Consider the following 13,172-nt stretch of genomic DNA (forward strand, 5'->3'; position numbering starts at 1 on the left):
ATAAATATATTTATAACTCACCAAATTGCATGGTTCGTCACCCTTTTCTAATTGATTATTTCCACAAGTTCTAAGAGAATGGCTGTTCTCATTAAGAAATCCAAAGTAACGTACTACCTTTTTTCACTGAGAGACTTATTGAAATATACATTTGAAGATCAATATTCAAACAATAAACTCAATTTTAATCCAATTAGTTATTTTTATAAGACATATGAAAATTACAAATAGTATATTTTTTTGTTTTTTGATCAATTCATTTAGAGGTTTAAGTTATTGATTTTTTATATTTAAAATTTTTGACAACACAGTTATCAATTGACCATTGATTGAGAAACAAGGGGTTGATCTGCACTTCGGCTCAATTCGTTATTTTAGCTATCTGTTGCTAACTCGTCATTGAAACGATGTACCAATTCGAGATTTTGCATAAAGGCGGCACCAATAAGCACCGCTCCAAATTGCGTGATTTTTCTTATCCGTTTCAAATCATCGAGAGATTTAACTCCAGAAGCGTAAACTAGAATAATATCGTTCAGGTAGCGATTATCGATGCTTTGTAGTATTGATTCGGTTTTGGCATTATTAATTTCCCATGTTATTGGATTTACATTATGGATAGCGATTATTTTTGTTCCTATTTCTAACGCTGCGTGAAACTCCTGTAAATCATGGACCTCAACGAACGGCTCCATTCTATAAGAGACAATATGGGCAGATAGTTCTTTAAGTTGCTGCTTCGTAAGAAGATTAGCATTTAAAAGCACGGCGTTGGCACCATGAACTCTCAGCCAGTCCACTTGAACTTTATCAAGAACAACATCCTTAACCAAGATAGGTTTTTGGGAATGTTCTGCTACGAAACCTATATCTGCTAATCGGCCATTAAAAAATTGACTTTCCACGACGATCGAAATAGCTGCCGCTGATTGATTGTAAGCCATTACAATCTCATGCAAATTGGGAGGCGCAAAAACTTCACAAGCGCCAGGAGTACCTCGTTTAATTTCAGCGATAATTTGCAAACGGTCGCCGGTAAGTGCAGCAGCCAAGGATTTTGTGCTTTCCTTAAGTTGCGCTGCATCGATAGGATTTGTCTTCAGCTTGGCAATCTCAGTCTTTTTCGCCGCAGCCATTTTTTCAAAAAAACTCATGCTTGCCCCTTATTGAGCAGTAATAGATTTATAGGACATTTATTGATGTAATAATAATTATGAGTCAACCAATACAAAATAAACATTAATTTTATTAGGGTCTGTTGATAGACCCTACACTCGATAAGTATCACAGCTAATATAAAAACGCTTTTAATCTCTTTCAGATACTGTGCTTATCAATGGTGGTATAAGATTGTCCCCAAAAATATCCTCGTAGCACATTACATCTTATGCGCCATATCTAAAATCATATAAGCGCCCGCGGTGGACAATGACTTATGTACTAATCGACAATTGAATCCTCTAAAAAAAGCGCTAATACCATGATTTTTATAAATTTGAGAAACAAGCTGTCCTAGTGATTGTTGTCCTTTATTACCCGCTTGCTGCTGACTTTTCAATACATCAAGAGGCGTAGTTGCAAAAACAACTGGGGCTGAAGCAAAAGTTGCCCATAAAATGGTTGATAAAAAGGTTTGCTTTTCACGTTTGGTTTTAATTGCATTGTATGTCATAAATAAATAAAACCAGCTGGGAAAAGCTTTTCCTAACGTAGGAGCACTTCCAGAAAAAAAACCAGCTAAACCTCTTTGTTGATAAACAGTATTCATTGCTTGGAAAGGTGTTATAGGTTTAGTATGACTGGCAATAGTTTTCATTTGTACGGTTTTGACGTTTTCAATTGGACTAACCACTACAGTATCAAAAACACTTGCGATCGCTCCTTTGAGCACACCTCCAGAAAACATAGAAAATTGTAGCTTATCAATTTCTTTTGGCATATGAGTAATCAATAATGGTCTATATGCCACTTTTCCAAGTTGGCGAATAACACACGATAAAAATCCTGTAGAAAAATGCTTTACGTTTACCCCAGCAAATTGCGTTATAACCGAGTAAGAGCTTTGAGAAAGATTTGTTTGAATTGCAACTTTTAGCCTTTCAGCTGGATGACCTATACATGTTGTAAAAAGTGTGTATCCTGTACTAAAAGCATAGGCATCCCAAAGAGTCTTTTGTGCTCTTTTTTCTTGACTCATAATATCCTCATTAAAAAAAGGATAAATAATATCACGATGCTCATTTATAATGCATTTTTTTAACTATTCATTGAAAAATCAAATAGATTTCCGCTGACTTGGCACCAATTATTCCCAGAGAAGGATTCAGTTTAGTTATCTAGTGTGGCAATAGATCAACATCCTATAGGAATACTCATCAACAGAATTTAATTTACAATTAAATGTTCAGAATAGACAACAATCTGATTTTTCCCATTTTGTTTTGCTTTATATAACGCTTGATCTGCATAATTCACAATATCATTAAAATCGTGGCTATGAGTCAAACTCGAAATTCCCATACTAATTGTTACATGTACTTGTTGATCATTTATTGTAAAAGTATGATCAGCAAATTGAATGCGTAAGTTATTACAAATTTTTTGGCTGTTTTCAAGGTTAGCGCCTGGTAATATGAGCACAAACTCCTCTCCACCATACCGTCCAATAATATCTTGATTACGTAAATTCATCATCAGAATAGAGGCCAGTTTTTTAATTACCGCATCACCAAAAGGATGACCATAAGTGTCATTAATTAATTTAAAATTATCAATGTCAATCATCACAAAAGAAAGGGATGACTTCTGTTGGGTTGCTCTGGAAATTTCAATATTTAACCGATTTAAAACACTTGAATGATTTAATAACCCCGTCAAACTATCTGTAGTCATATAATAATTTAAAATGCTTGCACGATTTGAACGAGATCTGACTGCAGAAACTAAATCTTGGGGCGAAACCGGTTTGGTAAGAAAATCATCACCACCTAAGCTAATTGCTGCTAATTTCTTGTTCTTATCATCCTCTGTAGACAGAAAAATAATGGGGATTTTCGTGTATCGTCTGTCTTTTCGAAGTAACGTTGCAAGTTCTAAACCAGAACACTCCGGCATATAAATATCCATCAAAATTAAATCAGGCTGGAATGTTTCGAGCTCTTTTAATAAATCCAAAGGTTTTGTAATGGCTCGGGTAATCATATCTGCTTGTTTTAAAATCAAAGAATAAAATTCCGCTAATGATTGTGAATCATCCAGGATTAAAATTCGGTATGCTTCATTAATAGGGGAAGTACAATTTAAATTTATTTCTTGAATCATGTAAGACACATCGAGCGGTTTTTGAAAAAAGGCAACACACCCCGCGCGAATGGCTGTAAGTCGAGGTAATAAATCAGCATTAGGAACAATACAAAATAATTGAATGAGCCCCTTATGTTGTTTTTCTACAGTAACCAGATATTCGAGAGAGGATGTGTTTAGATAATCCGTATTAATAATCAACGCAATAGGTTGCTGCTTCTCGATTAAGTGCTGTAATGAGGCCATCTCTTTAATAGGTTGTGCCTCATACCCAGCCTGTTGCAGGCCTGTTCTTAGTTCATTAACCAAGGGGAGTTCTTGTTCCAGAATATAGATTAACTTATTATCTGCAGATTTTTTTTCAGCGATAAAACCAAGCGATTTTGGAGAATCCTCATGAGCTAATACGCTTTTTAATTGATTAAAATATGAAGTAATTTTTTCCTTATCTTCCTCTGCTAATTTCCCATTAGCAAGTACATTTTTTAATAATATTTCCATCTGCCGAGCTGTCTTGCCCAACTCCAAATAACCATAAGTTCCAGCAGAACCACATAAGCTATGTATATTACGATGGAATTCTTGAAAACCAGCTAAATCCCATTGTTTGAGCTGAGCTTGCCATTGCAGCTCTAAACTATAAATTCGCTCAGGAAGTTGCTTACGGTAGTGCATAAAAAGACTATGTAATTTTTTCTGTATCTTTTCATCCATTATATTTTAACCAGGCATTGTTTATTGACATCGCAAGAGTCAAAGGATCAAAAGGCTTTTTAATAACATCAATTGCTCCTATAGACTTATACTCTGCTATTTCATCACTTTGTATTTTAGCAGTCATGAATATAGCGGGTATTTCCATAAACTCAGGATTTTTTCGTAATTCACATAAAGTGGTTGGTCCATCCTGCTCAGGCATCATTACATCTAATAGAAGTAAATCAGGAATAAATTCCTTTGCAGCATCAATAACCTCTTTACCGTTAGAACAATATCTAACTGTAAAATCGCCAATCTCTTCCAAGGCTATTTGGGCAATAGCTCTTATGTCCTCTTCATCTTCAGCATATAAAATTTTTTTCAGTTCTTTATGCATTTTCTATTCCTTTGATTAAACGTTAAAGAAGTTTTTTTATCGTATCAAGTAAAATTTCATTCGAAGAATTAGATTTAAGTAACGCTTGACTCACAAATTTAGAATAATCTTGATTTAAATTGGTATCAGAAAATACAAGAACAGGTGCATGATATTTCGATATCATCGGTAAAATTTCGAGCCCATTTCCATCAGGCAACAATAAATCTAAGATAACCAAATTATACTTATCTTTTTTCAGCATTTCTTTTGCTTCTTTTAAATTATTGGCTGTAGTTACCTTCGCATATTTTTCAAGAAGCGCTTCTACAATTTCTTGCGTATCCTTATTATCCTCAACATGTAATATATGTGGCAGATCTTGAGAGTCATGTTTCTGTATTTTATTAATTGCCGTCAGTAACTTATTAAAATCAATTGGTTTATCTAACCAATCCACTATTGACACTGCATCTCCATTGGATAACTCTTTACCTGCCTGAGCAATAACTGAAAGAACAATAATCGGCAAATACATTGTCTTTTGATTTGCACGCAACTCCCTAATGAATGAAATTCCATCTTGATCAGGTAATATTAAATCCAATAAAAGCGCATGATATTCATGATGTTCTAATAACTTTCGTACCTCAGCAGCAGTTATAGCCACATCCACAATAAAATCAGCAGACTCTAAAAGTAATTTTAGATAATTGGCCTGATCACTATCATCTTCACAAATCAACAATCTTTTACTCATTTCCGTAGTTAATGGTTTATTTTCTTCATGGGAAATAAGTGGTTGCTGCACTAAAGGTAAGTCAAAATAGAAGGTCGTTAAATCATTAAGCTCGCTCTCAAAATGTAACACACCGCCCAGTTTTTCAATAATTGTCTTACTAATATTCAACCCCAAACCAGTCCCGCCTTTTCCTCTAGTAGTTGAGGAATCTCCTTGAGAAAATTTTTGAAAAATGCGTGACTTAAACTCAGGAGAGATACCCACGCCTCTATTTGAAATAGATACCCTAACTGATGAACCAACTTGTTGCACCGTAACCGAGACTTTTTCATTTTCATAGGAAAATTTACACGCATTAGAGAGTAGATTTGCTAAAACTTGCATCAGCCGACTAGAATCTACTGAAACTAAATATTCTTCATTATTATTTGGTGTTAATTCAATGGTTACGTTAAATTTTTCTGCGTACATTTTATTAACGTCGATTGATTCCTTAACTATTTGATTTAGTTCAATTACTTTGAGTTCAAAATCCATTTTTCCCGCTTCAATTTTTTCTATGTCTAAAATATCATTAATCAACAGAAGCAACCGTTCACAATTGTTATTCGCTATATCAAGCAATTTTTTTGCTTTTTCAGGAAACACCCCCATGATTCCACTCACTAACAATCCCAGAGAACCACGTATGGAAGTAAGAGGAGTACGTAATTCGTGACTTACTGTAGAAACAAACTCATCTTTTAATCTCTCCGTTTGTTTGAGATTAGTAACATCATGGATGACAATAACCGCACCTAAATTGCTTTTCTCTGAATTAATAATTTTTTGTCCATCGATGACTACATGCCGTACTCCATCATTTTTCGTATGCATTATTAATTCAACCCCTCGAACAAGCTCTCCTCTCAGAGCGCGCTTAAGTGGAAACTCATCTGGGCTAATTGGATTATTATTAAGTGTAAAAAGACTAAAGTAATTCGATATATTATTAATGTCTTTATTTATCTTATTTGAATTAATATACTTTTGAATCGTGTGGTTTAATACTGTGATTCGACCTGCTGCATTACACGCGATGATTCCATCTTCTAAATTATCAAGCATCGCGTTAAGAAATTCTTTCTCATTTTCTATGGCAAGAATCATTTTCTTATAATAACCCGATGCGGTGAGCGCAATTATAAAAATAAAGAGACTAATCCCCGTAATAAAATAGGCCAAATACCTTGGTTCTATGGTCGAATTTTCCGCTGCCATAACATGGGATAAATTGGGGGTGAATACAGCGGCAGCCATACCTGTATAATGCATGCCACAAATAGCCAACCCCATGAGAAAAGAGCTGATGATTTTTAAATTAAACTGCTTTTTCCTTGAGCCATAATTGCTTTGCAAAGCTAACCAAATCGCAGTTTCCGCGGCGGCAATTCCAATAGCGATAGAAAGAAAAAACAAGCCCGGCAAATAATGAATGTTCACATGAAACTTCATTCCCTCCATGCCCATATAATGCATGGTGGAAATGGCAAGCCCCACGATTAATCCACCTAACGCAAGATGCAACATGGAATAATCTTTTTTCTGTAAAATAAACAAAGCCAATGCGGAAGCAAGCACGGCAACAATTAACGAGGCTGCTGTCCAACTGACATCATATTCCATGGGCATAGGCATGATAAAAGCTAACATGCCAACAAAATGCATGGCCCAAATTCCTGAACCCATCGCAAATGCACCACCAGCAAGCCAATAAAGTCGAATATGGCTGCTTCGTTCGGAACGAAGGCGACCTACTAGATTTAGCGCAACATAAGAAGCAATAACAGCTATAACATAAGACAAAGCTACCAATTTCAAATCATAACGACCGATTAGGGCATCAACTGGAATTGGAACTGATTGGAACCATTCGGAAAATGAGCTCATTATTACTTCCTGTAATCGCAACCATTGGAGTTTAGTTTATTGAAAACATCGTCTCAGATGTCTTATTTAAATTATATAAGATAGAACAAATTTGGGATAGGGCACTACGGGCTTGGATGAGACAATTTCAACATCTCTTCAGTGGACTCCATTAGTTCTTTAGCTTTTTCATATTCTTTTCGGTCTTCAAAAAGCCTATCTTTTATTCGATGCTGGTTTTTTATTAACTCTTCTCGGTCTACCATTAGCTCCAGATTATTCAACGCATTAGCAACACTTTTTGTTGCAACTTTATGCATGAGAGCGGCATTTTTCAAATTTTCGTAGGCAGCACCCGCATCTTTGTTAACTTTGTCTAACTGATGAGTCATTTCCCTTATCTTACTTCCCAAGATCTTATAATTTAAGATACGGCCTTCAAGAGCTTTCAATTTTACGTCCTTATCAACGTCGTTACTCGATTTAATTTTTTTTAGTAACACCTGCATTTTAGGGATATTTTTACCCTCTTGACCGTATTTAGCAAACTCCCTTAAAAGAGCTTTATTATGCTTAGCAAGTTCATCACTTATATTTTTGAAATAATTTACTGCCTCTATTAATTTTCCCATTGAGGTGCTTAATTTCGCTTGGGTCTCATCAAGTTTTGCAGTGGCCTCTGGTAAAGAAATACCATTATTACCTAATTTTTTCATAAAATACCCCACTGATTGTATCAGTAATCTGCAGTGATTAATAAAAGCAGCAAAGATATTCGTTTTCGGGATAACTTTTGTTGTAATGGGGGCGGTTCGTAAATTAATGCTGTTTTGCGATAAATGTGCCGTATCTTCTTTATCCGAAGCACCGCTACTTAAAGGGCCAGATTGATCAAATTGAGGTTCTTTTTCATCCCTATCCTGAAATAAGCTTAGCTTTGCTTCCAGCTTTTTAATGGAAGCGTTTGGCTTTCGTTCATGGCTTTCAACTCTAAATCGATGTAAAACATGAAGTCTTCTTTCAAGATCTTGAACGGTAAATTGATGTAAATCTTGAAGTCTACTTTCCAGATTTTTAATTTCAGTATCGATTTTTTTTGGTGAGAAGTTTGGGTTATCCCGTTTTTCCAAACGTATCTTCTCTCTCTCTTGCTGGATTAGTTGCTCCACCTCCTCATCGGCATCATCAGCATCCCTTTCAAAAACAGAAATCGCTTCTTCAAATTGCGACCACTGTTGTTCAAACGCAGAAAAACTGGCTTCAAAATCCGCCTCTCCCTCTAAAGCCTGCTTATTAATTTCCTTATCCAATTTTTTTAGCGCAAAATTACGTTCTTGTATCGAGTTTTTTTCATCCCGAAGAATGGCAAGTAACCTATTCATTTGCTTAGTATTGGACATTATTATCTCACCCTTATCAACTATCAACCTAATATCAATTATTTAATCATATAGACAAAAATCAATCCAATTGATTTTATGAATATATCATATGAACATATTATATATCTTCAGGTTTAATAAAAAGTAATGGCTTACTCCATCTCTATCTAAATGGTCCGCATTTACCTCCCTTACGCAAAAAAATAATTTTCGCAGACTTTAAATTTTGTATGCATACCTCGAACAGGCGCCAATGGAAAAGAAACGTTCAGAACAGATGTCTTCTTGGAAATGCGTGTTAAGGAAGCGAACCCTAAGCTCCAGTTTTTTGGATCCTTGCCTCGCGTGTGGTTAAGATTCGCTAGAGAGGTACTTCTTATTGAATGGGGTTTCGCTATAAAAAATAAGTATCATTTTTTATATCCAACTGATTTTGTTTAAAACTGAAGCCCATACACACGCTACGTATTTCCGCTTTCACTGGGAGACGCGTTTTACGGGATAACGTTTGTTTCGCGACGAAAGGCAGCAGCATGGTGCCTTTACGTCGCTCTCACGTTATTTAGATATATTGAACATCAATAATTTCGTATTCTACCAACCCTCCTGGGGTGTTTACAGTTACAGAATCATCTAATTCTTTGCCAATTAATCCACGCCCAATAGGTGAACTGTAAGAAATTTTATTTTGTTTAATATCTGCTTCGTCTTCACCCACGATTTGGTAGGTTAATTTGGTATCATTGGCTACATGACAAATAGTCACGGTACAGCCAAATACTACTTTGCCGTTGTTGGGTAATTTGCTGATATCAATAATTTGAGCATGAGATAATTTTGCCTCTAGCTCCTGAATACGTCCTTCATTAAAACTCTGCTGTTCACGGGCAGCATGATATTCTGCGTTTTCTTTTAAATCACCGTGTGCTCGAGCTGTGGCGATTGCATCCACAATACGAGGTCTATCAACAAATTTTAATCGGTTTAATTCTTCTTTTAATGCTTCTGCACCATGTACTGTCATAGGATATTTGCTCATATCTACCTCTATATAATTCCTTTCTTAATGTAAGTCCTGTAATCGTGTTACAGTTTCTCTGTCTTCATATTTCATCGCAAGACAAGCAGCTTCAGCACCTGATAAGGTCGTAGTATAGCTCACCTTATGTTGCAACGCATTGCGTCGAATTGCAAAAGAATCAGCAATAGCTTGCTTGCCTTCAGTTGTATTGACAATGAAATCAATTTCATTATTTTTTATAAAGTCTAAAACATGAGGTCGCCCTTCGTTGACCTTAAATACTCTTCGGCAGTCAACTCCTGCTGCTTGCAAAGCCAGAGCCGTGCCACGCGTCGCTATGATTTCAAACCCCAATTCAATCAACCGCTTAGAAATCTCTCCTACTCGCGTTTTATCCGCATCGCGAACAGAAACAAAAGCGCGACGACGTTTAGGAATATTACTGCCTGCTCCTAATTGTGCTTTAGCATAAGCCTGTCCAAACCGTCTGGCAATACCCATCACCTCGCCAGTAGATTTCATTTCTGGACCAAGAATAGAATCTACTCCAGAAAACTTAATAAACGGGAAAACGGGCAATTTAATTGAATAAAACGATGGCATATGGTGATTTTGACTCAATCCTTGCTCTTTTAGACTCACACCTAATTTACAAAGAGCCGCAATTTTGGCTAAGGGGAATCCTGTAGCTTTAGATACAAAGGGCACGGTCCTGGAGGCTCTTGGATTCACTTCCAAAACATAAATATCATCAGCCTGAATTGCAAATTGGGCATTAATTAAACCCACCACGCCCAATTTTAATGCCATTTGACGCATTTGCTCCATTAAGTCCTGTTGCACAACAACGCTAAGACTAAAAGGAGGTAAAGTACAAGCAGAATCTCCTGAATGAATACCCGCCTGTTCTATATGTTCCATTACAGCTCCGATCACTACTTCCTTGCCATCACAAACTGCATCAATATCCACTTCAATCGCGTCATTTAAAAATTTATCTAACAATACTGGTGAATCATTAGATACAGCGACGGCATGAGACAAATAATGGCGTAAATCTTCTTCCTGATAAACAACTTCCATAGCACGCCCGCCAAGCACATAAGATGGCCTAACAACTAAGGGATAACCAATCTTATTTGCTAAAGCAATCGCCTCTTCTTCACTCCGTACGGTACCATTGTCAGGTTGGTGTAATTTCAGTTCAGTAACTAATTTTTGGAAACGGTCCCTATCTTCTGCTCTATCAATTGCATCTGGGGAAGTTCCTATAATTTTTACGCCATTAGCTTCTAAAGCACGAGCTAATTTTAACGGGGTTTGGCCACCATAATGAACAATCACTCCCTCGGGTTTTTCTACTTCGACAATGGCTAAAACATCCTCTAAAGTCACTGGTTCAAAATATAATCGATCTGAGGTATCAAAATCAGTAGATACTGTCTCCGGATTACAATTTACCATAATAGTCTGGCAACCTGCATCTCTAAGTGCCATAGCTGCATGGACACAACAATAATCAAATTCAATTCCTTGGCCAATTCGATTCGGACCACCACCAAGGATCATTATCTTTCTCTTGTCTAAATCAGGTTTCGCCTCACAGCTGCTTTCATAACACGAATACATGTATGCTGTAGCACTGGGAAACTCTCCGGCACAAGAATCAATGCGCTTATAAACAGGTAATATTCCGAGTTCCTGACGTCTTTTACGAACTTCTTCTTCAGCACACGACCAAAGTTTAGCTAAATATGCATCTGCAAAACCCCGCTTTTTTAACAAGCGTAACGTTGTTGCATCAATGTTGCCTAGTGTTTCATCAGCAACAGAACGCTCCAAGGCAATCAATTCTTCAATTTGTGCTAAAAACCAAGGATCAACCCGACTTTCCTGGTGAATTTCATCAAGCGACATATTTTTCCGAAAAGCATCGGCAATATACCAAAGTCTATCTGGAGTAGGTTCACGCAAATTCCCTCTTAAGCGTGCTAAATCGCCTTTTAAAAACAACGGATGTAAGCCACAGCGGCCTATTTCTAATCCTCGAATCGCTTTTTGTAAGGATTCCTGAAAATTAGAGCCTATGGCCATGACCTCACCAACAGATTTCATTTGGGTCGTTAATGTATCCGGAGTTTGAGGAAATTTATCGAAGTTAAATCTAGGTATTTTAGTCACTACATAATCAATGCTTGGTTCAAATGAAGCAGGAGTCATTCCTCCAGTAATTTCATTTTTTAACTCATCAAGCGTATATCCCACAGCAAGTTTTGCAGCGATTTTTGCAATCGGAAAACCGGTTGCCTTGGAAGCTAATGCGGAACTGCGTGAAACTCTGGGGTTCATTTCTACCACCAGCATGCGCCCATTTTCAGGATTAATGGCAAATTGCACATTAGAACCCCCAGTATCAACTCCAACTGCCCTTAACACCTTAATTGCAGCATCACGCATACGTTGATATTCTTTATCGGTGAGGGTTTGTGCTGGGGCAACAGTAATTGAATCGCCTGTATGTACTCCCATAGGATCAAAATTTTCAATAGTACAGACAATAATACAATTATCATTTTTGTCGCGTACCACTTCCATTTCAAACTCTTTCCATCCCAGTACTGACTCATCGATTAATAGTTCGTGGGTTGGGGACAACTCCAAACCGCGCATACAAATTTCTTCAAATTCTTCACGGTTGTAGGCAATTCCTCCACCACTTCCCCCCATAGTAAATGAAGGGCGGATAATTGCTGGATAACCCAAGCGTGCTTGCACCTGTATGGCTTCTTCCATGCTGTGCGCAATAGCGGATCTTGGCATGTCCAAACCAATTTTAATCATCAGTTGCCGAAATTTTTCCCTATCTTCAGCACGATCAATTGCTTCTCGTGTCGCGCCAATCATTTCAACATCATATTTTGCCAAGATCCCTTCACGTTCCAGATCTAATGCACAATTCAAAGCCGTCTGCCCTCCCATGGTGGGCAAAAGAGCATCGGGACGTTCAATTTCAATAATTCGCGCTACTTCTTTCCAAGAAACAGGTTCAATATAAGTCGCATCTGCAAGTTCGGGATCAGTCATTATAGTTGCTGGATTAGAGTTCACGAGGATAACTCTGTACCCCTCTTCCTTTAGAGCACGTACAGCCTGGGTGCCAGAGTAGTCAAACTCACAAGCTTGTCCTATTACGATAGGACCAGCCCCAAGGATAAGAATGGATTTAATATCGGTTCGTTTTGGCATGGTAACAACAAAAAAAGATAAAGTGACATATTTTACCGAGTTTTGCTTAAAGTTTATACCCTTGACTTGCAATTATGTGTATAGATTAGCTAAAACAATTTGAAGTCCTGCTTCAGTTAACGATAAATATTTATAATTTGGATCGGCTGTTGTTCGTTCTAACCATTCATTAGCGATGCAAACATCAGTTAATTTTTGCAATTGCTGCAATGAAACCGGCTCTTTTAATTTTTGAGAAAGCATTGCTGCAGATTCATCTTCCATATTTAAGAAAACTTGATCTCGAGTGACTCCCTCAATTTTCATTACATCATAAAATAAACCTAAAATATCAACTTCATTCATGATGGCTGTCCTTAAAAATAATTTAATAACCCATGCTTGCTACTCTTTCTCGTGAAAACAAAGCCCTATTTGCCTAGGCATGATAACAAAACACAAATGGATTTCGCCAACGCGAAAATAACAAAATCACTATCCGAAACTGATGCTTCT

Annotated in this window: 9 protein-coding genes; all 9 read right to left on the bottom strand. The window is 36.9% G+C overall.

The window, feature by feature from the left end:
• Nucleotides 1–374: 374 nt before the first annotated feature.
• Entirely contained in the window at nucleotides 375–1,154 is a 780-nt protein-coding gene (locus EL220_RS15680; protein WP_027271326.1) for a beta/alpha barrel domain-containing protein, read from the bottom strand.
• 224 nt (nucleotides 1,155–1,378) lie between these two features.
• Nucleotides 1,379–2,197 (bottom strand): MC/SLC25 family protein, encoded by an 819-nt coding sequence (locus EL220_RS15685; RefSeq protein ID WP_027271327.1) that lies wholly within the window; start codon nucleotides 2,195–2,197, stop codon nucleotides 1,379–1,381.
• Nucleotides 2,198–2,385: 188 nt separating this feature from the next.
• Nucleotides 2,386–4,017, bottom strand: a complete 1,632-nt coding sequence (locus tag EL220_RS15690; RefSeq protein WP_027271328.1) for a diguanylate cyclase — start codon at nucleotides 4,015–4,017, stop codon at nucleotides 2,386–2,388.
• Entirely contained in the window at nucleotides 4,010–4,399 is a 390-nt protein-coding gene (locus EL220_RS15695) for a response regulator (RefSeq protein WP_027271329.1), read from the bottom strand. The genes EL220_RS15690 and EL220_RS15695 overlap by 8 nt, the downstream gene beginning before the upstream one ends.
• Before the next feature lie 22 nt (nucleotides 4,400–4,421).
• Nucleotides 4,422–7,049, bottom strand: a complete 2,628-nt coding sequence (locus EL220_RS15700) for an MHYT domain-containing protein (RefSeq protein ID WP_027271330.1) — start codon at nucleotides 7,047–7,049, stop codon at nucleotides 4,422–4,424.
• 104 nt (nucleotides 7,050–7,153) lie between these two features.
• A complete protein-coding gene (locus EL220_RS18280; RefSeq protein WP_027271331.1) occupies nucleotides 7,154–8,428 on the bottom strand; it encodes a hypothetical protein in 1,275 nt (424 codons plus the stop codon).
• A 544-nt stretch (nucleotides 8,429–8,972) separates the two neighbouring features.
• A complete protein-coding gene (gene greA, locus EL220_RS15710) occupies nucleotides 8,973–9,449 on the bottom strand; it encodes a transcription elongation factor GreA (RefSeq protein ID WP_027271332.1) in 477 nt (158 codons plus the stop codon).
• Between the two features lie 24 nt (nucleotides 9,450–9,473).
• Nucleotides 9,474–12,677, bottom strand: a complete 3,204-nt coding sequence (gene carB / locus EL220_RS15715; RefSeq protein ID WP_027271333.1) for a carbamoyl-phosphate synthase large subunit — start codon at nucleotides 12,675–12,677, stop codon at nucleotides 9,474–9,476.
• Nucleotides 12,678–12,749: 72 nt separating this feature from the next.
• Nucleotides 12,750–13,022, bottom strand: a complete 273-nt coding sequence (locus EL220_RS15720) for a hypothetical protein (protein ID WP_027271334.1) — start codon at nucleotides 13,020–13,022, stop codon at nucleotides 12,750–12,752.
• Nucleotides 13,023–13,172 lie beyond the last annotated feature (150 nt).

Source organism: Legionella sainthelensi, assembly GCF_900637685.1.
Taxonomy (GTDB): Bacteria; Pseudomonadota; Gammaproteobacteria; order Legionellales; family Legionellaceae; genus Legionella; species Legionella sainthelensi.